Annotated in this window: 17 protein-coding genes; 10 read left to right on the top strand and 7 right to left on the bottom strand. The window is 71.6% G+C overall.

From position 1 onward, the window contains the following. Positions 1–5 precede the first annotated feature (5 nt). Both AB0I38_RS19355 and AB0I38_RS19350 read right to left on the bottom strand, forming a co-directional pair. Positions 6–665: a potassium channel family protein gene (locus AB0I38_RS19355; protein WP_358469374.1), complete on the bottom strand. Its 660-nt coding sequence runs from the start codon at positions 663–665 to the stop codon at positions 6–8. Next, the gene (locus AB0I38_RS19350; protein ID WP_358469371.1) at positions 665–1,330 is read right to left on the bottom strand and encodes a potassium channel family protein; all 666 of its coding nucleotides are present in this window, start codon (positions 1,328–1,330) and stop codon (positions 665–667) included. The genes AB0I38_RS19355 and AB0I38_RS19350 overlap by 1 nt, the downstream gene beginning before the upstream one ends. A gap of 103 nt (positions 1,331–1,433) precedes the next feature. Between AB0I38_RS19350 and AB0I38_RS19345 the strand changes: the two genes are divergently transcribed. The 3 genes from AB0I38_RS19345 (at position 1,434) to AB0I38_RS19335 (ending at position 5,340) form a co-directional block, all read left to right on the top strand. After that, entirely contained in the window at positions 1,434–3,476 is a 2,043-nt protein-coding gene (locus AB0I38_RS19345; RefSeq protein WP_358469368.1) for an APC family permease, read from the top strand. 74 nt (positions 3,477–3,550) lie between these two features. Continuing rightward, a complete protein-coding gene (locus AB0I38_RS19340; protein ID WP_436838759.1) occupies positions 3,551–4,801 on the top strand; it encodes a class I SAM-dependent RNA methyltransferase in 1,251 nt (416 codons plus the stop codon). 95 nt (positions 4,802–4,896) lie between these two features. Then, positions 4,897–5,340, top strand: coding sequence for a DUF732 domain-containing protein (locus AB0I38_RS19335; RefSeq protein ID WP_358469363.1), 444 nt, complete (start codon positions 4,897–4,899; stop codon positions 5,338–5,340). 145 nt (positions 5,341–5,485) lie between these two features. Here the strand turns inward: AB0I38_RS19335 and AB0I38_RS19330 are convergent, their stop codons facing one another. From AB0I38_RS19330 to AB0I38_RS19320, 3 genes are all read right to left on the bottom strand, one after another. After that, the gene (locus AB0I38_RS19330) at positions 5,486–7,972 is read right to left on the bottom strand and encodes a polynucleotide kinase-phosphatase (RefSeq protein ID WP_358469360.1); all 2,487 of its coding nucleotides are present in this window, start codon (positions 7,970–7,972) and stop codon (positions 5,486–5,488) included. Next, positions 7,956–9,488, bottom strand: a complete 1,533-nt coding sequence (locus tag AB0I38_RS19325) for a 3' terminal RNA ribose 2'-O-methyltransferase Hen1 (RefSeq protein WP_358469791.1) — start codon at positions 9,486–9,488, stop codon at positions 7,956–7,958. Before AB0I38_RS19325 ends, AB0I38_RS19330 begins: the two co-directional genes overlap by 17 nt. A 64-nt stretch (positions 9,489–9,552) precedes the next feature. Continuing rightward, on the bottom strand, positions 9,553–10,467 hold the full coding sequence (locus tag AB0I38_RS19320) for an LLM class F420-dependent oxidoreductase (protein WP_358469357.1): 915 nt from the start codon (positions 10,465–10,467) through the stop codon (positions 9,553–9,555). A gap of 95 nt (positions 10,468–10,562) precedes the next feature. Between AB0I38_RS19320 and AB0I38_RS19315 the strand changes: the two genes are divergently transcribed. From AB0I38_RS19315 to AB0I38_RS19295, 5 genes are all read left to right on the top strand, one after another. Beyond that, positions 10,563–11,594: a hypothetical protein gene (locus AB0I38_RS19315; protein WP_358469354.1), complete on the top strand. Its 1,032-nt coding sequence runs from the start codon at positions 10,563–10,565 to the stop codon at positions 11,592–11,594. Between the two features lie 50 nt (positions 11,595–11,644). Then, positions 11,645–12,766: a sensor histidine kinase gene (locus AB0I38_RS19310; RefSeq protein WP_358469351.1), complete on the top strand. Its 1,122-nt coding sequence runs from the start codon at positions 11,645–11,647 to the stop codon at positions 12,764–12,766. Continuing rightward, positions 12,763–13,854: a sensor histidine kinase gene (locus AB0I38_RS19305; protein WP_358469348.1), complete on the top strand. Its 1,092-nt coding sequence runs from the start codon at positions 12,763–12,765 to the stop codon at positions 13,852–13,854. Before AB0I38_RS19310 ends, AB0I38_RS19305 begins: the two co-directional genes overlap by 4 nt. Next, entirely contained in the window at positions 13,851–14,450 is a 600-nt protein-coding gene (locus AB0I38_RS19300) for a response regulator transcription factor (RefSeq protein WP_358469345.1), read from the top strand. Before AB0I38_RS19305 ends, AB0I38_RS19300 begins: the two co-directional genes overlap by 4 nt. Positions 14,451–14,530: 80 nt before the next feature. After that, positions 14,531–15,931: a sugar porter family MFS transporter gene (locus tag AB0I38_RS19295; protein WP_358469343.1), complete on the top strand. Its 1,401-nt coding sequence runs from the start codon at positions 14,531–14,533 to the stop codon at positions 15,929–15,931. Positions 15,932–15,980: 49 nt separating this feature from the next. On the opposite strand, the gene AB0I38_RS19290 is transcribed toward AB0I38_RS19295, so the two are convergent. Both AB0I38_RS19290 and AB0I38_RS19285 read right to left on the bottom strand, forming a co-directional pair. Continuing rightward, positions 15,981–16,472 carry a DUF1707 SHOCT-like domain-containing protein gene (locus AB0I38_RS19290; RefSeq protein WP_358469340.1) on the bottom strand — a complete coding sequence of 164 codons (492 nt, stop codon included), beginning with the start codon at positions 16,470–16,472 and terminating at the stop codon, positions 15,981–15,983. A 55-nt stretch (positions 16,473–16,527) separates the two neighbouring features. Next, a complete protein-coding gene (locus tag AB0I38_RS19285; protein ID WP_358469337.1) occupies positions 16,528–17,241 on the bottom strand; it encodes a PadR family transcriptional regulator in 714 nt (237 codons plus the stop codon). A 332-nt stretch (positions 17,242–17,573) separates the two neighbouring features. Here AB0I38_RS19285 and AB0I38_RS19280 point away from each other — a divergent pair, with 332 nt between their 5' ends. Both AB0I38_RS19280 and AB0I38_RS19275 read left to right on the top strand, forming a co-directional pair. After that, the gene (locus AB0I38_RS19280) at positions 17,574–18,302 is read left to right on the top strand and encodes a metal-dependent hydrolase (RefSeq protein WP_358469334.1); all 729 of its coding nucleotides are present in this window, start codon (positions 17,574–17,576) and stop codon (positions 18,300–18,302) included. Positions 18,303–18,447: 145 nt separating this feature from the next. Next, the gene (locus tag AB0I38_RS19275) at positions 18,448–21,216 is read left to right on the top strand and encodes an aconitate hydratase (RefSeq protein ID WP_358469331.1); all 2,769 of its coding nucleotides are present in this window, start codon (positions 18,448–18,450) and stop codon (positions 21,214–21,216) included. The last annotated feature ends 96 nt before the right edge of the window (positions 21,217–21,312 follow it).

Genomic DNA, 21,312 nt, shown 5'->3' with positions numbered 1-21,312 from the left:
GGGGGTCAGTGCCGGGAGAGCAGGTGCGCGAGCTCCTGCTCGACCTCCTGGCTGGCGACGAACAACAGCTCGTCGCCCGCCTCCAGCGGGTCGTCGTCGCTGGGCACCAGCACGCGGCCCTCGCGCAGGATCGCCACCAGCGCCGAATCGACCGGCCACGGCACCGAGCCGGCCCGCTGGCCCACCACGGGCGCGTCGTCGGCCAGGGTGAGCTCCACGAGGTTGGCCTGCCCCTGGCGGAACGTCATCAGCCGCACCAGGTCGCCGACGCTCACCGCCTCCTCGACCAGCGCGCTCAGCAGGCGCGGCGTCGAGACGGCCACGTCGACGCCCCACGACTCGTTGAACAGCCACTCGTTGTTGGGGTGGTTGATCCGCGCCACCACGCGCGGCACGCCGTACTCGGTCTTGGCCAGCAGCGACACGACCAGGTTGACCTTGTCGTCGCCGGTGGAGGCGACGACGACGTGACAGTCGTTGAGCCCTGCCTCGTCCAGCGAGGCGATCTCGCAGGCGTCGGCCAGCAGCCACTCGGCGCGCGGCACCGTGTGGATCTTGATGGCCTTGGGGTCGATGTCGACCAGCAGGACCTCGTGGCCGTTCTCCAGGAGCTCGGCGGCGATGGACCGGCCGACGGCGCCGGCTCCCGCGATGGCGACACGCATCAGTGCTCCTCCTCGTGGGCGGCGGCGAGCAGCTTGTTGATCCGGTCCATGTCGCTCTCGGCGGCGATGACGTGCAGAATGTCGCCCTCCTGCACCACGGTGTCCTCGGTGATGACCAGCGCCTCGCCCATCCGGTTGATGAAGGCGGCCCGGGTCCTGGCCTCGCGCTCCAGCACGTGCACCTGGGTGCCGATCCAGGAGGGGTGCACGGTGACCTCGGCCAGGACCACGGTGCCGGTCGGGTCGCGCCAGAGCGGCTCGGCGCCCTCGGGCAGGATGCGGCGCAGGATCTGGTCGGCGGTCCAGCGCACCGTCGCCACGGTGGGGATGCCCAGCCGCTGGTAGACCTCGGCGCGGCGGGGATCGTAGATGCGGGCGACCACGTTGTCGACGCCGAACGTCTCGCGCGCCACCCGGGCGGAGATGATGTTGGAGTTGTCGCCGCTGGAGACCGCGACGTAGGCGGTCGCGGACTCGATGCCCGCCTCGGTGAGCACGTCACGGTCGAAGCCCACCCCGGTGACCCGGCGACCGCGGAACCCGGCGCGCAGGCGGCGGAACGCCTGAGGGTCGCGATCGATGATCGCGATGGAATGGCCGTTGTCCTCGAGGATGTGCGCCAGAGTCGAGCCGACCCGGCCACATCCCATGATCACTATATGCATTCTCCCCCGCAATTCGCGGTCGGCCGGTTGCTCGACACCAGTATGGCGCGGACCGGGAGCGTAGTGGCTGTGGCCCCGGAAGATGGGACTACCATCTCGTTACGTGGCGAAGGGAACGGATCTCTTTAAACGCGTCCTCGTGGGGCGCGCGCTGCGCAGCGGCCAACTGCACGAGCAACTGTTGCCCAAACGCCTCGCCCTGCCGGTGTTCGCCAGCGACGCGCTGTCCTCCGTCGCGTACGCGCCGCAGGAGATCCTCGTCATCCTGTCGCTGGCCGGAGTCTCCTTCTACACCTACAGCCCGTGGGTCGCGCTCGCCGTCGTGGTCGTCATGATCACGGTCGTCGCCTCCTACCGGCAGAACGTCCACGCCTATCCGAGCGGCGGCGGCGACTACGAGGTGGCCACCACCAACCTGGGCCCGAACGCCGGGCTCACCGTGGCCAGCGCGCTCATGGTCGACTACGTGCTGACCGTGGCGGTGTCGGTGGCCAACGGCGTCGACTACGTGGGCGCGACCATCCCGTTCGTCGCCGCGCACAAACCCGCCGTCGCCATCGGCATCGTCATCCTGCTCACCGTGGTCAACCTGCGCGGGCTGCGCGAGTCGGGCGTCGCGTTCGCCGTGCCCACGTACGCGTTCATGATCGCGGTGCTCGGGCTGATCGCGTGGGGCGGCTTCCGGCTGCTCGTCTTCGGCGACGAGTTGCGGGCGCCCAGCGCCGACTTCGGCATCGTGCCCGAGCAGACCAACCTGACCTCCTTCGCCGCCGCTTTCCTGATCCTGCGGGCCTTCTCCACCGGCTGCGCGGCGCTGACCGGGGTCGAGGCGATCAGCAACGGCGTGCCCGCCTTCCGCAAGCCCAAGAGCCGCAACGCCGCCAGCACGCTGCTGCTGATGGGCCTGATCGCGGTCACGATGTTCAGCGGCATCATCGCTCTGGGCCTGGCCTCGGGGATCAAGGTGGCGGACCCGGCCGTGGTCGCCACCGACCTGCTCCGGCCCGACGGCACCCCGGTCGGCCCCGGCTACCACCAGCAGCCGATCATCTCGCAGGTGGCCGACGCGGTCTTCGGCGGCGGTTCGCTGTTGTTCGTGGTCATCTCCGCGGTCACCGCGCTCATCCTGTTCCTGGCCGCCAACACCGCCTTCAACGGCTTCCCCGTGCTCGGCTCGATCCTGGCCCAGGACCGCTACCTGCCGCGCCAGCTGCACACCCGCGGTGACCGGCTGGCCTTCTCCAACGGCATCGTCCTCCTGGCGCTCGGCGCCTGCCTGCTGCTGTGGGGCTTCGACGCCGACGTCAGCCGCCTGCTCAACCTCTACATCGTCGGCGTCTTCGTGTCGTTCACGCTGAGCCAGACCGGTATGGTCATCCACTGGACCCGCCACCTGAAGACCGAGAGCGATCTGCGGGTCAGGCACCAGATGCACCGCTCCCGGGTGATCAACTTCTTCGGCGCCGTCATGACCGGCGTGGTGCTGGTGGTCGTGCTGCTCACCAAGTTCGTGGTCGGGGCCTGGATCGTGTGCATCGCGATGCCCCTGCTGTTCCTCATGATGAAGGCCATCAGGCGCCACTACGACAACGTGGCGGCCGAGCTGGAGATCACCGAGGAGTACGACGAGGCGACGCTGCCGGCGCGCAACCACGCGATCGTGCTCATCTCCCAGATCCACAAGCCGACCATGCGCGCGCTCGCCTACGCCCGCGCCACCCGCCCGTCCACCCTGGAGGCGGTCACCGTGGGCGTCGAGGGCAAGGAGGCGCGGCAGTTGCAGGAGGACTGGGAGCGGATGGGCATCCCGGTGCCGCTCAAGATGCTCGACTCGCCGTACCGGGAGATCACCCAGCCGGTGCTCGACTACGTCAAGACGCTGCGCCGGCGCTCGCCCCGCGACGTGGTGACGGTCTTCATCCCCGAGTACGTGGTCGGCCACTGGTGGGAGCACCTGCTGCACAACCAGAGCGCGCTCCGGCTGAAGGCGCGGCTGCTGTTCAAGCCGGGCGTGATGGTGACGAGCGTGCCGTGGCAACTGCACTCCTCCGACCGGCTGCTGGGCCGCCCCGAGCCGGCCGCTCCCGGCTCTGCGCGCCGGCCTCCGCGGCGCAACGTCAAGGACGACCAGCCGCGGAACCACTGAGCCGCTCGCTCAGCCGCCTGCCGGCCGTCGTTCAGCGTCCAGCCCCGCGTAGGGGCAGGGCATAGGGTATGCGTGTGGAACAGGCATCTCTGGAGTTGACGGTGGGTCCGGTCGCACACGGCGGCTGGTGCGTGGCACGACACGAGGGCCGGGTGGTCTTCGTCCGGCACGCGTTGCCGGGTGAGCGGGTCGTCGCCGCGGTCACCGAGGAGACGACCCGGTTCCTGCGGGCCGACGCCGTGGAGATCCTGGAGCCGTCTCCCGACCGTGTGACGCCGCCCTGCCCCTACGCGGGGCCCGGCCGCTGTGGTGGCTGTGACTGGCAGCACGCCACCCTGGAGGCGCAGCGCGCCCTCAAGGCCGACGTCGTCGCCGAGCAGCTACGGCGGCTGGCGGGCATCGAACGGAAGATCGTCGTCGAGGAGGTGCCCGGCGCCCCCGACGGGCTCGGCTGGCGCACTCGCGTGCAGTTCGCCGCCCGCCCCGGCGGCGAGCTGGGCTTCCGCAAACACCGATCGCACGACATCCAGCCGGTCGACGCCTGCCTGATCGCCCACCCCGAGGTCGAGACGGTCGGCGCGGAGCGCCACGAGTGGCCGGGCGCCGCCGGGGTCGAAGTGATCGCCTCCTCCGGCGGGGACCACGCCGTGGTCATCAGGCCCCGGTCGCACCGCGCGGTGGCCGTGCCCGACCTCGACGTGCCAGCCTCGATCCTGCTCGACCAGGGCAAGGGCCGCACGGTGCCGCGCCGGGGCTCGGGCGTGCTGCGTGAGCGGGTGGGCGACCGCGAGTTCCGGGTCTCGGGCAGCGGCTTCTGGCAGGTGCATCCCGGGGCCGCCGAGACGCTGCTCGACGCGGTTCTGGCCTATGCCACTCCCGAGCCGGGGGAGTGGGCGCTCGACCTCTACTGCGGCGTGGGCCTGTTCGCCGCCGGGCTGGCCGAGGCGGTGGGCCCGGAGGGCGCCGTCTTCGGCCTGGAGTCCGACGCCGCCGCCGTCCGCGACGCCCGGGCCAACCTGCGCGACCTCCCTCAGGCGCGGGTGGAGCGGGGCCGGGTGGAGGAGGCGCTCGACCGGTTCCAGATCGAGCGGGCCGACCTGGTGGTGGTCGACCCGCCCCGGACCGGGCTCGGGCGTGACGTGGTGGACCGCGTCGCCTCGCTGGAGGCGCCGCGCGTCGTCTACGTCTCCTGCGACCCGGCGACGCTGGCCCGCGACCTGGCCTGGCTGGCCGAGCGCGGCTACCGCCTCGACGATCTGCGCGCCTTCGACGCCTTCCCGATGACCCACCACGTGGAGTGCGTCGCGCTGCTGGTCAGAGGCTAGCTCTCGGGGGTTTGTCCCGGTCCGAAAGGGCTTTTTCGGGCGTCCGTACGCGTGAGAACCGGATGATTCGCCCATGAGGGCGTACGGTGCGCAGCATGGGTCCCCAGCGATCACAGGAGCGCCGATCGTCCGCGAGCCGCCGGCTTCGACGGGGCCCGCTGGCGTGGGCGTCCCTCACGGGCGTCCTGGTGGCCGGGGTGGCCGCCACGCTGATCCTGGCCCTGGACGTCTCACCGCCGTTCTCCGGGACGGGTGGCCGGCTGCCCGGGGCCGCGTCCGGGGTGGTGAGCGGGACGCCGGATCCGAACGAGGAGCAGTGGTCGGAGTTCCTGGCCCGGCTGGACGGGATCGCCCCATGGCTGGTGGCCGAGGAGCCGCGCACGCTGACGCGGGCCCGCGCCACCTGCCTGGAGATCGTCCAGGGAGTGCCGGAGACCGAGCTGGTCAGCAACGTCCAGGAGCGTTTCACCGACGTGACCCGCCACCAGGCCGGCCAGATCGTCACCGCCGTCAGGGCTTGGTGCGCCGAGGGAAGCTGACACGTCGGCCCGGCAGGCGTAGGGGGCTGACGCGTCGGGCAGGTGTGGGGGGCTGACACGTCGGCCCGGCAGGTGTGGGGGAGCTGACGCGTCGGCCCGGCGGGAGTGGGGGAGCTGACGTGTCGGCCGGCGGGAGTGAGGGCGGTCAGAGCCTGGGATCGACCGGCTCGGACTCCAGGGCGAGCACCGCGAAGACCGGTTCGTGGACGCGCCAGCCCGGGTCGCCGTCGGCCAGCCGGGACAGGGCCTCCAGCCCCAGCGCGTGCTCGCGCAGCGCCATCGACCGCTTCTTGCCGAGGAAGCGCCGGCGCAGCACGTCCAGCGACTCGGTGTAGTCGGGCCCGTAGATGATGCGCAGGTATTCGCGGCCCCGCACCTTGACGCCCGGCTGTACGCGGCCCGGCGTGTGGACGGCGGGCTTGACCACCATCCCCTCGCCACCGGCCGCCGTCAGCGCCTCCCACCAGGCCACCGCCCCGGCACGGGACTCCGCGGAGTCCAGCGAGACGAACACGTGACGGGTCGGGGTGATCAGCGGAGAGTCGAGCAGCGCCAGCGTCGACAGGTGCCAGGCGTGCGGCTCCAGCGCCGTCGCCCGCCCTTCGCAGGCCAGGATCTGGAACGGCGCCAGCCGCACGCCGTCGAGACCGTCGACCGGCCAGCAGTAGCGTGCGTAGGCGTCGCGGAACAGCGCCGCGTTGCCGGCCCGGCGGCGGGTGCGGTCGAGCAGCTCGCCCACGTCCAGTCCGCGCCCGGCCGCCGCCTCCAGGGCGGACACCGCCTCGGGCAGCGCCGCCCGCGCCGCCGCCCCCACCGACGCGTACTGGGCCCTGATCAGCTCGCCCGCCTTGGCCGACCAGGGCAGCAGCTCGCAGTCGAGCGCCACCCAGTCCGAGCCGAGCGCCGTCCACAGCGGCTCGCACGCCTCCCGGAGCCCGTCGACCAGGGGCGCCAGGTCACCGAAGAACGGCCGTCCGGTGCGGGTGTAGACGGTCCCGGAGCCGCCGTCCGTGACGCCGAACCGGGCCGCCGCGACCTCCGGCGTGCGGGCCAGCACGGCGACCGCCCGCGAGCCCATGTGCTTCTCCTCGCACACGACCTCGTTCACGCCGGCGGCGGCGAACTCCTCGAACGCCTCGTGCGGGTGCTCCAGGTAGCCGTCCAGCCTGGACGTCTCCGGCGGCGCCATGGTCGGCGGCAGGTAGACCAGCCAGCGCGGATCCACCGCGAACCGGCTCATCACCTCCAGCGCGGCGGCCGCGTTCTCCTCCAGCACCTTGACCCGCGTGCCGAAGCGGGTCTCGACGTGCCTGGTGCCGCGCACGTCGCCGATGTCCAGCATGGCGGGGTCGCGGGCGGGGCCGTCGAGCGGTTTGACCGACGCGTACCAGACCTGCTCGGCCGGCACCTGGACGAGCTCGCGCTCGGGGTAGCGCAGCGCGGTCAGCGAGCCGCCGAACACGCAGCCGGTGTCGAGGCAGATCGTGTTGTTGACCCATTCGGGGTGGACCGTGGGCGTGTGGCCGTAGACGACCATGGCCCGGCCGCGGTACTCCTCGGCCCACGGGTAGCGGACCGGCAGGCCGTACTCGTCGGTCTCGCCGGTGGTGTCGCCGTACAGGGCGAAGGCGCGGACCCGGCCGGAGGCGCGCCCGTGGTAGGCCTCCTTGAGACCGGCGTGCGCGACGACCAGCCGGCCGCCGTCGAGCCGGTAGTGGCTGATGAGGCCGTCCATGAACGCGCGGGCCCGCTCGGCGAACTCCGGCGGCCCGGCGCCGAGCTGGTCGAGCGACTCCCGCAGGCCGTGCGTGGTCTTGACGGCCCGGCCGTTCAGCGCGCGCACCAGCTTCTGCTCGTGGTTGCCCGCCACGCAGATCGCGGTGCCCGCCTCGGCCATGCCCATGACCAGCCGCAGCACGCCCGGCGTGTCGGGGCCGCGGTCGACCAGGTCGCCGACGAACACCGCCGTCCTGGCCTCGGGGTGGCGGGCGGACACCGCCTGGCCGCCGGCCCGCTCCACGACCCAGCCGAGCCGCTCCAGCAGCGACTCCAGCTCGGCGCGGCAGCCGTGGACGTCGCCGATGATGTCGAACGGTCCCGTCAGGTGCCGCTTGTCGGTCCAGGCCTTCTCGTACGAGATCGTGGCGTCGTCGATCGCGTCGAGACCGCGCAGCACGTGCACCTTGCGGAACCCGTCGCGGGAGATCTTGCCCAGCGAGCGGCGCAGGTCCTTGCGCTGCCGGATCACCACGCCCGCTCCGAAGTCACGCTCGGGACGCACGGCGTTGCGCCGGATCGCCACCTCCTCCGGCACGTCGAGCACGATGGCGTCGGCCAGCACGTCGTGCCGCCGGGCCAGGTCGATGAGCGACTTACGGGCGGGATACTGCACGTTCGTGGCGTCGACCACGGTGAGCAGGCCGCGCGCCAGGCGGGTGCCGACGATGTGGTGCAGCAGCTCGAACGCCGCCGGGGTGGCCGACTGGTCGTTCTCGTCATCGGACACCAGGCCGCGGCAGAAGTCGGAGGAGATGACCTGGGTCGGCCTGAAGTGCCGGGCGGCGAACGTCGACTTCCCGCTGCCCGAGACGCCGACGAGCACCACGAGCGAGAGCTCAGGAACGCTGATCACGGGTGAACACTCCCATCTGGGTGGGCGGGCCGACCTCGGGGTCCTCCTCGCCCACGGGCCGGAGGACGACGCGGTAGCCGTGTTCGGCGGCCACCCGGGCGGCCCAGCCGGCGAACTCGGCGCGGGTCCACTCGAAGCGGTGGTCGGGGTGGCGCAGCCCGGTCAGGAACTCGTAGCGCACGTTGTACTCGATATTGGGAGTGGTGACGATCACGTGCTCCGGCCTGGCGTGCCCGAACACGACCCGCTCCAGCGCGGCCAGCCGCGGCGGGTCGACGTGCTCGACGACCTCCATGAGCACGGCCGCGTCATAGCCGGACAACCGCTTGTCGGTGTAGGTGAGCGCGCCCTGGAACAGGGTCAGCCTGGCCCGCTTGCCGTCCGGCATCCGCTCCAGCCGCAGCTTGCGCGCCGCGATGGTCAGTGCCATCGCCGACACGTCCATCCCGGCAACCCGGGCGAACCTGGGCGTGGCCAGCAGCGCGCCGACCAGCGCGCCCTGCCCGCAGCCCAGGTCGATCACGCTCGCCGCGCCGAGCTCCTCCAGCGTCCGCAGCACGGCCTCGCGCCGCTGGACCGCGAGCGGTCGCGCCTTCGGCTCCGCCGCGCCGTCTCGTACGTCGGCGGGTCCGCCCTCCGGGGCGTCGCCGTTCGATGGCACGTCGTTCCGGGCGCCGTCCGGGACGTCTTGGGCGATCGCCGCGGCCATCTCGTCGGCCGCGGTCTCGCCCACGGCGGCCTCCTCGGAGACCGCGGGCTCCAGCCGCTCCTCGGGCTCGTCGCCCAGCTCGGCGAGCCGGGCCAGCGCCGTGCGCGTGAGCACCCACCGGCGACCCAGATAACGCCGGCTGATCAGGCCGCGCTCGGGATGCTCGCGAAGCCAGCCCTCACCGGCGCGGATCAGCTTGTCGACCTCGTCGGGCGCGATCCAGTAGTGCTTGGTGTCGTCGAGCACCGGCAGCAGCACGTACAGGTGGTTGAGCGCGTCGGCCAGCCGGACGGTCCCGCTGAGCGACAGACGGACGTAACGCGAGTCGCCCCACTCGGGGAACCCCTCGTCGAGGGGTACGGCCTGCGCGGACACCCGCCAGCCGAGCGGCTCGAACAGCCGCCCGGCCAGCTCGGGCCCACCACGGCAGGGCAGCGCCGGCAGCCCGATCTCCAGCGGCAGCGGTGTGCCGGGCAGCTCCGGCCTGGCCGCGCACCGCCCGGCCCGGGCCGTCCGGAAGACGTCGGCCAGGGCCACCGCCAGCAGCGAGGAGGCCGCGTAGGGCCGGTCGTTGACGTACTGCGACAGGCTGAAGTCGGGCGAGCCCTTGCCGCGCGACCTGGCCAGCGCGACCGGGTCGACGTCCAGCAGCAGCGCCGCCGTGCAGCGCCGCTCGCCCGCCTCGGGGTAGAACACCGTCGCCGTGCCGAACGACTGGCCGAACTTCTGCACCCGGTCGGGATGTTTGTGCAGAAGGAAGCCGAGGTCGGTCGCCGGACGAGCAGTGGTGGAGATCGTCAGCAGCACCACCCAAGTGTGGCGTAGCACGACAAAGCGGTGCTACTCGATTAGTCGCACGTCCGGCAGCCAGTCACACGTACGGCAGCACCTCGGCCGCGATCAGCTCCAGCTGGTCGAGATCGGCCAGGTCCATCACCTGGAGGTAGATCCGTTCGGCGCCCAGCTTCGTGAGCGCGCCGATCTTCTCCAGCACCTCCGCCGGAGTGCCCGCCAGCCCGTTGGCCCGCAACTCGTCGAGACCGGTGCCGATGGCGGCCGCCCGGCGCTCGAGCTCGGCCTGGTCGTTGCCCACGCACACGGTCTGGGCCGCGGAGTAGACGAGGCCGCGGCCGGTGGCCTCGGCCGCCTGACGTACCCGCTGGAAGGCCTCACCCGTGTCGGGCAGGGAGCGGAACGGCACGTTGTACTCGTCGGCGTAGGTCGCCGCGAGCCGGGGCGTCCGCCTGGCGCCGAACCCGCCGATGATGATCGGCGGGTGCGGACGCTGGACCGGCTTCGGCAGCGCGGGCGAGTCGGCCAGCCGGTAGTGGGCGCCCTCGAACGAGTAGGACGTGCCGGCCGTCCACAACCCCAGGATGATCTCCAGCTGCTCCTCGAACCGGGCGAACCGCTCGCCGACCGGTGGGAACGGGATGCCGTAGGCGGTGTGCTCGCCCTCGAACCAGCCCGTGCCGAAGCCCAGCTCGACCCGGCCGCCGCTCATCTGGTCGACCTGGGCGACGCCGATCGCCAGTGGGCCGGGCAGCCGGAACGTGGCCGGCGACACGAGCGTGCCCAGCCTGATCGTGGACGTCTCCCTGGCCAGCGCCCCCAGCGTGATCCAGGCGTCGGTGGAGCCGGGCCCCGGGTCGCCGGGTCCGATGCGCTGGTAGTGGTCGGACCGGAAGAAGGCGTCGAACCCCAGCCGCTCGGCGGTCTGGGCGACAGTGAGGAGGTCGTCATAAGTGGCGCCCTGCTGGGGCTCGGTGAAGATCCGCAACTTCATGCCGCCATTATCTGGCATCGGCGAAACAGACCCGGGGGCGCGTGATCCCCTGCTAGCCTCACGGCCGGTAGCCGGTCAAGCACTCGGAGTGGCTCATGTCGGGTCCGCGGCACAGGCGGGAGCCGGGCACGCTCCCGCGCCCTGTGGCCTTCCTCGTGGCACTGACTCTGGCCGGTGCGACGGGGGCGGCGATCACCCTGCTCCCCGCCGACGCCGCCGACCGTCCCGGGTCCGCTCCGCCCGCGCCCGCCGCCCTGTCCACGTCGCCCGCTCGGCAGGCCGGTCGCGATGGTCCGTCCGGGTTCGTGAGGTTCGTCGACACCGCGCGTGAGCCCGGCCTCGACCTCCCCGCCGACGCGCGCCGCACCGGCCTGCGCTGGTACGCCCTCGGGCACGTGGTCGCCGGCGCCGAGGAGTGCACGCCCGCGTGGTCGGGGCGGCTCGACCCGGTGGCCGATCCGGTCGGCCGACTGCGCGCCCTGGGAGCCGACGCGGTCGTGGTCTTCGGCGGCCCCGGCGGGCGGGAGCTCGCCGCCACCTGCACCAGGCCGGGCGCCCTCGCGTCCGCCTACCGCGGGGTCGTCGGAGCCCTGGGCGTCCGGTCCGTCGACTTCGAGGTCCGCGACGGCGCCGACCGGGCCGTCGTGCTGCGCCGGGCGCGGGCCGTCCACGCCCTGCAGCGGGAGCGGCCGCTGCGGGCCGGCTTCACGCTCACGCTGCGGCCGTACGGGCTGGCGGCGCGCGACGTGGCGATGCTGCGGCTCACTCGTGAGCAGGGCGTGCGCGTCGGCACGGTCAACCTGCTGGTCACGATCGAGTCGCGGGACGCGGCCGAGGGGAGGATGGCGCGGCTCGCGGCGGCCGTCAGCGCGGCGCGGGGCCAGATCGCGCGGGCACTCGGCCCGACCGGTCACGCCGTGGCCGCCGGCGGACAACACACCGTGACCACCGGGGCCGGTCACGGCGTCGCGCTGACCCTCGTGTCGGCCGGTTCCGGCGACCTGAGCGAGGTTGACGCGGGCGAGCTGGCCGTGTTCGCCGTCCGCCAGGAGCCGGCCTGGGTCTCCCTGCGCGGGGCCGCTTCCGGTTCCGCTGTGTTCCGAGCCCTCTGGAGCGCATCCGGCTGAACTATAGGATTTCCGGAGCAACAGGCTCTTTGTGGTGAGGGGGAGGGACGGTGGCCCGCCCGGAGAAGGCGAGAAGGTTCCTCCTCTACTGGATGGACGGCGCGGTGGCGCTGCTCGCGCTCTCGTTGAGCGGCCTCGTCGTGCGCCTCGGCGTCGAGGGCCGTCTGTCCGTGCCACACGCCCTGGCCGCCGAGGCTTGCCTGCTGGGCGTCCTCGTCCCGCTCCCGTTCCTGCTCAGGGCCGCCTACGACAACCGGCCCCGGCCCACCGCGCGGCTGGTCCTGTCCGGGATGGCGGCGCTCGGCGCGGTGCTGCTCGTGCCCCCCTCGTCGAACGACGTCCTGGGGGAGGGCTCCTGGTCGATGGTCGCGTTCCTGTGGCTGTCGGCCGCGGTCCTGTTCCAGCCGCTGTGGGCGGCGCTCTGCATGAGCGCCGCCGTGATCGTGCTCACCAGCGCCGTCGTCACCGTGATCACCGGGCAGCCGTGGCAGGTGGTGCTGCCCGTCCAGGCGTTCACCGCCGGAGTGATGGTCGTCGCCATGTGGCTGTGGCGGTGGCTGTGGTGGACGATCCGCGACGCCCACGAGAGCCAGGAGGCCAAGGCCGGCCTGGCCGTCGCGGAGGAGCGGCTGCGCTTCGCCCGCGACCTGCACGACCTGCTCGGGCACAGCCTGTCGGTCATCACGCTGAAGAGCGAGCTGGCGGCCAAGCTCGCCACCAAGGACCCTGGCCGGGCGGCCCGCGAGATGGCCGACGTACGCCGCCTGGCCGGCGAGTCGCTCACCGAGGTCCAGCTGGCCGTCGACGGTTACCAGGGGATCGACCTGCACGAGGAGCTCGACGGCGTGTGCGCCGCGCTGGAGGCGGCGGGCACCCGCTGCACGGTCGAGGCCGGCGCCGACGACCTGTCGCCCGGTGCCCGCGCGCTGCTCGCGTGGGTGGTGCGCGAGGGCGCCACCAATGTGCTCAAGCACAGCACCGCCACGCGGTGCGCGATCGTCATCGACGGCGGCGTGCTGGAGATGCGCAACGACGGGGTGCACGGCTCCCCGGCCGCGGGCGGCACCGGATTGCGCGGCCTCTCCGAGCGGCTGGCCGCCGTGGGCGGCTCCCTGTCGGCGGGGCCCACCTCCACCGGCGAGTTCCTGCTGCGGGCGGCGGTGCCCGCATGAGAAGGCGCGCGACCAAGCTGGACAAGATCCGGTGGCTCATCGTCTACTCCACCGACATCATCCACCTGGTGCCCCTGCTCGGCCTCGCCGAGCTGTACATCCTGTGGGGCCTCGGCATGCCCGGGTGGGCGGCCGGCGGCGCGGCCGTCCTGCTGGCCACGCTCATCGCGCTGTCCGCCCGGTCGTTCCGGATCGCGGTCAGGGGCGGCTCGCGTCCCACGGTCCTGCTGGCCGTGACCGGGGTCCTCGCGCTGGTGCTCTCCGTGATCCCGGTCGTCTGGGCGACCGCGCTGTGGGCAGGGATGCTGACGCCGTTCGTGCGGCGGCGCACCGTCGCGCTCGCCGCCGTCGCGTCGGTCCTCGCCATCAACGGCTACGTGGCACTGGTCAGCAGCTGGTCGTGGGCGCTCTTCGGGCTCCAGACGGCGCTGACGGCGATCGTCGTGGGCTGCGTCCTGGCCAACCTGTGGCTCTGGCGGGTGGCCAAGGAGGCGTACGAGGGGCAGGAGGCCAAGGCCCGACTGGCCGTGTCGGAGGAGCGGCTGAGGTTCGCCCGCGACCTCAACGACCTGCTCGGGCAGAGCCTCGCCGACATCTCCGCCAGGACGGCGGGCGCGCAGGAGGCGCTGGAGACCGATCCGGCGGCGGCCGGGCGCGAGATGTTCGCGGTCCGCGACCTGACCAGGCAGGCGCTGCGCGAGGTGCGCGCCACCGTGCAGAGCTACCGGGCGCTGGACCTCGACGAGGTCCTGTCCAGCGTGCGCGCGGTGCTGGAGGCGGCGGACGTGAGCTGCACCGTGCGCGCCGAGACGGCCATGCTGAGCGCCGAGACCCGCACGCTGCTGGCCACCATCGTGCGCGAGGGCGCGACCAACGTGCTCAAGCACAGCGAGGCCGGGCACTGCACGATCACGATCACGGATGGGGTGCTGGAGATGTCCAACGACGGGGTGAGCGGGCCGGTGGGCGACCACGCCCCCAACGGGCTGGCCGGGCTGGCCGGAAGGGTCCGCGCGGCGGGCGGCACACTGTCCGCCGCGCCCACCGGGGAGGGTTCCTACCTGCTCAGGGCGGCGGTGCGAGCATGACGACACGCGTGCTGCTGGCCGACGACGAGCACCTGATCCGCGGGGCTCTCGCCGCCCTCCTCGACCTGGAGGACGGCATCGACGTGGTGGCGCAGGTGGGCCGGGGCGACGAGGTGCTGGCCGCGGTCACCGAGCACCGGCCCGACGTGGCGGTGCTCGACATCGAGATGCCCGGCATGGACGGCCTGAGCGCGGCCGAGCAGATCAGCTCCCAGTGCAAGATCGTGATCCTGACCAGCCTGGGCCGTCCCGGCTACCTGCGCCGGGCGATGGCGGCGGGCGTGAGCGGGTTCCTCGGCAAGGACGCCTCGGCCGAGGAGCTGGCCATGGCGATCCGCAAGGTCCAGGCGGGCGGCCGCTACCTCGACGCGGAGCTGGCCGCGGCGGCCATGGCGGCCGGCGACAGCCCGCTCACCGAGCGGGAGCGCGACGCCCTGCGGCTGGCCGGTGACGGGGCCACGATCGCCAGGATCGCGGCGGAGCTGCACCTGACGGAGGGCACCGTGCGCAACTACCTGTCCAGCGCGATGACCAAGCTGGGCGCCCAGAACCGGCTCGAGGCCATTCGCACCGCTCAGCGGATGGGTTGGCTTTGATCTGATTCCATCAAGTTTGTGTAAGTCCAGCCGTACCTCCCTGACCTGCGGGTATCTCCGGGGTCTGAAGGAGGGCCGGCATGGCGACTCACGACGCCCATCAAGAGCACCTGGGCCACATCGTCTTCATCACGGCGGCCGCGGCGATCGGCGGGTTCCTGTTCGGCTATGACAGCGCCGTCATCAACGGCGCCGTCGTCGGCATCCAGAAGTACTTCGCGGTGGGCGCCGTCGAGATCGGGCTCGTGGTCGCGATCGCGCTGCTCGGCTCCGCCCTCGGCGCCTGGGTGGGCGGCGGCCTGGCCGACCGGCTGGGACGCACCAGGACGATGCAGGTGGCGGCGATCGTGTTCGCCATCAGCTCGATCGGGCAGATGCTGCCGTTCTCCATCTGGGATCTCGGCGGCTGGCGCTTCCTCGCGGGCGTCGCGATCGGGATGGCCTCGGTGCTCGGGCCCACCTACATCGCCGAGGTCTCGCCACCCGCCTACCGCGGGCGGCTGGGCTCGTTCCAGCAGCTCGCGATCGTGCTCGGCATCGCCGTGTCCCAGCTGGTCAACTACGCGATCGCGCGGGTGGCCGGCGGGAACGTCAACAACCAGCTGTGGGGGTTGCAGGCCTGGCAGTGGATGCTGGGCGCGTGCGTCGTGCCGGCCCTGCTCTATCTGCTGTTCGCCCTGACGATCCCCGAGTCGCCCCGATACCTGATCATGGCCGGCCGCCCCAGGCAGGCCCGCAGGGTGCTGGCCGAGGTCGAGGGCTCCGACGTGGACCTCGACGCCAGGGTCGCCGAGATCCAGCACGTGCTCCAGACCGAGCGCAGGCCGACGATGAAGGACCTGCGCGGGCCGAGACTGGGGCTGCGGGGGATCGTCTGGATCGGCATCGCCCTGTCGGCGTTCCAGCAGCTCGTCGGCATCAACGTGATCTTCTACTACTCGTCCGTTCTCTGGCAGTCGGTGGGCATCGCGCAGAGCGAGTCGCTGCTGATCAGCTTCTCCAGCTCGGTCATCAACATCGTCGGCACGTTCATCGCGATCTCGCTGGTCGACAAGATCGGGCGCAAGCCGCTGCTGCTCATCGGCTCGGCGGGCATGGCCCTCTCGCTCGGCACCGCCGCCTGGGCGTTCAGCACCGCCGAGAAGGTCGGCGACACGGTCACCCTGCCCAGCCCGCAGGGCATGATCGCGCTCATCGCCGCGAACGTGTTCGTGCTGTTCTTCGCCCTGTCGTGGGGTGTGGTGGTCTGGGTGCTGCTGGGCGAGATGTTTCCCAACCGGATCCGCGCCGCCGCGCTCGGCGTGGCCGCGTCCGCGCAGTGGATCGCCAACTGGGCGATCACGGTGTCGTTCCCGGCCCTCTCGGAGTGGAACCTGCCGGCCACCTACGCCGGCTACGCCTGCTTCGCCGCGCTGTCCTTCCTCTTCGTCGTGAAATGGGTCAAGGAAACGAAGGGCCGCAGGCTGGAGGAGATGGGCTGACCACGCGCGCGGGCGACGACCTGACCCCGCCGTCAATGCGCGGGCTAGGTCAGGAACGGCGGTGGGTGCGCCGGTGGATCGCGCTGAAGATCATGGACCCGATCCAGATGAAGAACACCACCTTGAGGAGCCCCCAGCCGCCGAACATCACCCCCACGATCCCGACCACGAACAGGATCGGCAGGAGGGGCCCCGGCCCGCGGTGATGGTGGCGACGGGACTGGTGAGGCCACTGGCGCCCCTCACGCCGCAGGTCGCGGTGGGCTTGCCGCATGGACTGCATCTGCGCCCGCTGCGCCTTCATGGCCGCGTGCCAGTCGCCCGGCCCCGGGACGACGGGGTCGCGGTAGGGCTGCGGGCCGGAGCCGGGCAGGTCGGCCGTCACCCGGGCCAGGTCGCCCGCGGTGCGGGCGGCCAGGGTCTGGCCGAGGCGCTGGTCGAGCTCCTCGTGGTCGAGCCGGCCCTGCGCGAAGTGCTCGCGCAGGGCGGTCATCGTGTGCTCGCGTTCGGCGTCGCCGATGCGGAGATCGCTGGGATCCATGGCAGGTGGCTCCTTCTCTCCGAGCCGGCTTCTCGCAGCGGCGCCGGTCATGGGGTCACTCCTCACCCGGATCGCCGTCGGCCAGGATCTGGTAGAGCTTGCGCCGGGTCTCAACAAGAGTCTTACGCGCTTCGCGGATCTGTGCGTCGCTCCCGGTCTGCAGAATTTGCATGAGAGCGAACGCCGACTGGCGAGTGAGATCCCACATGTCGGCGGTGTTCTCGTCGATGTCGGGACGCATCTCGTCCCACGGGGCGCGCACCTCGTCGGGGTGCGCGTCGATGTAGGCGCGGCCCTCGTCCGTGAGGCGGAAGGTCTTGCGGCCCTCGTTCTCCTGCGCGACGACCAGGCCCTCGTCGGTGAGCTGCTGCAACGCCGGGTAGACGGCGCCCGGACTGGGCTTCCAGCCGCCCTCGCTGCGCTCGGCGATTTCCTGGATGATCTGGTAGCCGTTGCGCGGCTGCTCGGCGAGCAGCGCCAGGATCGCGGCGCGGACGTCGCCCCGCTTGGCCTTGCGGGCGCGGCCGCCCCAGCCGCCCCGGTGCTGGCCCCACGGTGCGCCGGGACCCCACGGCCCGCGCCCGAACTCGGGCGGGAACGGTCGCCTGCCCCGGTGCCTCTCCTCGTGCGGTCCCTGGTGGTGGTGATGATGGTGGCGGTGCCCGCCCTGCTGCCAGGCGCCGGCCATGGCCCTCATGGCGTCGCGCGCGGCGCGCTTGAACTCGCGTGTGTCGGGCCACTGCCCGCCCGCCGCTTGTGCTGCAGTCATGATGTCTCCTTCTTTCTGACTGTTCTTGATGCTTCAAAGATATATCGACAACATGTCGTTGGCAACGTTCGCGACAAAGTGAGACACATCACGAAAAAGTTGCGGAATCGGGGAACAGGATCCCGGACACTCTCGTTGTTCAGAGCAGACGAGGTCGTTCCGCGTCGGCAGGGCTGGGGGGTGCTGTCGCCGCGGAGACGACCTCGTCTGCGTTTCCCGGGTTTCCTGGGTTTCGCGGGGTCGGGACACCGCCGAGGGCCGCCGAACGGGCTCAGAGGATCGCAAAGGCGGGCCCGGCGCGTGGTCATGGGCTTTGCCGTACAGTCCGGATCATGATGGGGCACACGCACGCGATGACGGGAGCCGTCGCCTGGCTGGGGCTCGCGCCGGGGCTCGCGGCGCTGCCGATGGTCATGGAGTCCAACCGGTTCATCGAGACGGGGATCATGGCGGGCGCGTTAGGCCCGTCCGAGCTCATCGCCGGGGCGATGATCTGCGCGGGCGCGGCGATGCTGCCCGACCTCGACCATCCCAGCGCGACGATCGCGCAGACCTTCGGGCCTGTCACCTGGACACTGAGCAAGGCGGTCAACTGGCTGGCCGGCGGTCACCGGGGGGCCACCCACTCGCTGGCCTTCGCGGTCGCGATGGGGTTCGGCGCCCACTGGCTGGCGAGCACCTATCCGCTCGGCCGCGACATCATGGTCGTGCTGCTCATCGGGCTCGCGTTACGCGCCATCGGCGTCGGCATCCCCGGCAACAAGATGGGGTCGGCCCTGATCAACATCGGGCTCACGGCCGGGCTCTACGCCGTGTTCCTCTCACAGCAGGTGGGCTACGCCTGGCTGGGCATGGCGGTGGGGATCGGCTGCCTGATCCACGTCGTGGGCGACTGCATGACCGAGCGCGGCTGCCCGGTGCTCTGGCCGCTGTCGGTGAAGTTCCTGCTGCCGTGGAAGATCGGCATCAAGACGGGCCGGAAGTTCGAGCAGAAGATCCTCGCTCCGTTGCTGTCCGTCGCCATCGTCGGCTTGCTGTTCGTCCGTCTCGGGCCGGTTTAAGTTGATGTCGAGATACTTTTCCGGATATCTTGATATCGAGACATCCGCCGCGGCCTGTGGAGTTAGGGTCACCTAACGTGCTGATCGCTTCCGCTGTGCGGCAGGATTCAAAGGAGCAACCGTCTATGGAGGAGGGCGAATCACCGTGTCCGCGAACAGCTTCGGCAGCCGTGACACGCTGCGCGTCGGCGACGCGTCATATGAGATTTTCCGGCTGGACGCCGTCGAGGGCGCTGCCCGCCTCCCGTACAGCCTGAAGATCCTGCTGGAAAACCTCCTCCGCACCGAGGACGGCGCCAACATCACCGCGGACCACATCCGCGCGGTGGGCGGCTGGGATCCTGAGGCCGCGCCGAGCGTGGAGATCCAGTTCACCCCGGCCCGCGTCATCATGCAGGACTTCACCGGCGTGCCCTGCGTCGTCGACCTGGCCACCATGCGCGAGGCCGTCCGCGACCTGGGCGGCGACCCGGCCCGCATCAACCCGCTGGCCCCCGCCGAGCTGGTCATCGACCACTCGGTCATCGTCGACTACTTCGGTCACCCCGACGCCTTCCAGCGCAACGTCGAGCGCGAGTACGAACGCAACCGCGAGCGCTACCAGTTCCTGCGCTGGGGCCAGACGGCCTTCGACGAGTTCAAGGTGGTGCCGCCCGGCACCGGCATCGTCCACCAGGTCAACATCGAGCACCTGGCCCGCGTGGTGATGACCCGCGACGGCAAGGCCTACCCCGACACCTGCGTCGGCACCGACTCCCACACCACGATGGAGAACGGCATCGGCGTGCTCGGCTGGGGCGTCGGCGGCATCGAGGCCGAGGCCGCGATGCTCGGCCAGCCGATCTCCATGCTGATCCCGCGCGTGGTCGGCTTCAAGCTCAACGGCAAGCTGCCCGCCGGGGCCACCGCCACCGACCTCGTGCTGACGATCACCGAGATCCTGCGCAAGCACGGCGTGGTGGGCAAGTTCGTCGAGTTCTACGGTGAGGGCGTGTCGTCCGTGCCGCTGGCCGACCGGGCCACGATCGGCAACATGAGCCCCGAGTTCGGCTCCACCTGCGCGATCTTCCCGATCGACGGCCAGACCGTCGACTACCTCCGGCTGACCGGCCGCTCCGAGGAGCAGATCGCGCTCGTCGAGGCCTACGCCAAGGCCCAGGGCCTCTGGCTCGACCAGTCGGCGCCCGATCCGGTGTTCTCCGAATACATCGAGCTCGACCTCGGCACCGTCGTGCCGTCGATCGCCGGCCCCAAGCGCCCGCAGGACCGCATCGAGATCTCCGACGCCAAGCGGGCCTGGCGCGCGGCGGTCAAGGACTACGCCCCGACCGTCCTCGGCCCGACCGACGAGGCGTCCGAGGAGTCCTTCCCGGCGTCCGACTCCCCGGCCATCAGCCACGGCGGCAACGGCGACGAGCCGCACGCCCCCGAGCTCAACGGCTCGCGCCCGCACAAGAAGGTGCCGGTCACGCTGGCCGACGGCACCTCCTTCGAGATCGACCACGGCATCGTCTCCATCGCCGCGATCACCTCGTGCACCAACACCTCCAACCCGTACGTCATGCTCGGCGCCGCTCTGCTGGCCCGCAACGCCGTGGAAAAGGGCCTGACCCGCAAGCCGTGGGTCAAGACCTCGCTGGCGCCCGGCTCGCAGGTCGTCACCGGCTACTTCGAGCGCTCGGGGCTCCAGCCCTACCTCGACAAGATCGGCTTCAACCTCGTCGGCTACGGCTGCACCACCTGCATCGGCAACTCCGGGCCGCTGCTGCCGGAGATCTCCGAGGCGATCCAGGCCAACGACCTCGCGGTCACCGCCGTGCTCTCCGGCAACCGCAACTTCGAGGGCCGCATCAACCCCGACGTGAAGATGAACTACCTGGCCTCGCCGCCGCTCGTGGTGGCCTACGCGCTGGCCGGCACCATGGACATCGACCTCGACACCGAGCCGCTCGCCGTCGGCGCCGACGGCGAGCCGGTGTTCCTGCGCGACATCTGGCCGGCGCCCGAGGAGATCTCGGCCGTGGTCCACTCCTCGATCGGGCGCGACATGTTCGAGCGTGACTACGCCGACGTGTTCAAGGGCGACGACCACTGGCGGTCGCTGCCGATCCCGACGGGCGACACCTTCGAGTGGGACCCCGACTCGACCTACGTCCGCAAGGCCCCCTACTTCGAGGGCATGCCGTCGTCCCCCGAGCCGGTGTCCGACATCTCCGGCGCGCGGGTGCTGGTCAAGGTGAGCGACTCGGTCACCACCGACCACATCTCGCCGGCCGGCTCGATCAAGGTCGGCACCCCCGCCGCCCAGTACCTGCAGGCGCACGGGGTCGAGGTCCGCGACTTCAACTCCTACGGCTCGCGACGTGGCAACCACGAGGTGATGATCCGGGGTACGTTCGCCAACATCCGCCTGCGCAACCAGATCGCACCGGGCACCGAGGGCGGCTACACCCGCGACTTCACCCAGCCCGACGGCCCGGTGTCGTTCATCTACGACGCCTCGGTCAACTACGCTTCGGCGGGCACTCCGCTGGTCGTGCTGGCGGGCAAGGAGTACGGCTCCGGCTCGTCGCGTGACTGGGCGGCCAAGGGCACCGCGCTGCTCGGCGTCCGCGCCGTCATCGCCGAGTCCTATGAGCGCATCCACCGCTCCAACCTGATCGGCATGGGCGTGCTGCCGCTGCAGTACCCCGAGGGCGTCACGGCCGAGTCACTCGGGCTGACCGGTGAGGAGACGTTCGACTTCACCGGCGTCGAGGAGCTCAACAAGGGCGGCATCCCGTCGACGGTGCACGTCAAGGCCGGCGACGTCGAGTTCGACGCGGTGGTGCGCATCGACACGCCGGGCGAGGCCGACTACTACCGGCACGGCGGCATCATGCAGTACGTTCTACGCTCGTTGCTCGCCAAGTAGGTCACACGTCCCGCGTCCGCCGCCCGGCCAACAGCCGGACGGCGGTGGCGGGGGCCCGCCCGCCTCACCGGCGGCGCGGGAGGGCGCGATCCTCAC

Origin of the sequence: Nonomuraea cavernae, from assembly GCF_040655715.1 — a bacterium.
Classification (GTDB): domain Bacteria; phylum Actinomycetota; class Actinomycetes; order Streptosporangiales; family Streptosporangiaceae; genus Nonomuraea; species Nonomuraea cavernae_A.
This window is presented reverse-complemented; position numbering and strand designations above follow the sequence as displayed.

Coding starts and splice junctions, on each gene's coding strand:
- AB0I38_RS19315 (WP_358469354.1), top strand. CDS start 10,563: ATGTCGGGTCCGCGGCACAGGCGGGAGCCGGGCACGCTCCCGCGCCCT.
- AB0I38_RS19350 (WP_358469371.1), bottom strand. CDS start 1,330: ATGCATATAGTGATCATGGGATGTGGCCGGGTCGGCTCGACTCTGGCG.
- AB0I38_RS19355 (WP_358469374.1), bottom strand. CDS start 665: ATGCGTGTCGCCATCGCGGGAGCCGGCGCCGTCGGCCGGTCCATCGCC.
- AB0I38_RS19280 (WP_358469334.1), top strand. CDS start 17,574: ATGATGGGGCACACGCACGCGATGACGGGAGCCGTCGCCTGGCTGGGG.
- AB0I38_RS19335 (WP_358469363.1), top strand. CDS start 4,897: ATGGGTCCCCAGCGATCACAGGAGCGCCGATCGTCCGCGAGCCGCCGG.
- AB0I38_RS19320 (WP_358469357.1), bottom strand. CDS start 10,467: ATGAAGTTGCGGATCTTCACCGAGCCCCAGCAGGGCGCCACTTATGAC.
- AB0I38_RS19305 (WP_358469348.1), top strand. CDS start 12,763: ATGAGAAGGCGCGCGACCAAGCTGGACAAGATCCGGTGGCTCATCGTC.
- AB0I38_RS19285 (WP_358469337.1), bottom strand. CDS start 17,241: ATGACTGCAGCACAAGCGGCGGGCGGGCAGTGGCCCGACACACGCGAG.
- AB0I38_RS19300 (WP_358469345.1), top strand. CDS start 13,851: ATGACGACACGCGTGCTGCTGGCCGACGACGAGCACCTGATCCGCGGG.
- AB0I38_RS19290 (WP_358469340.1), bottom strand. CDS start 16,472: ATGGATCCCAGCGATCTCCGCATCGGCGACGCCGAACGCGAGCACACG.
- AB0I38_RS19295 (WP_358469343.1), top strand. CDS start 14,531: ATGGCGACTCACGACGCCCATCAAGAGCACCTGGGCCACATCGTCTTC.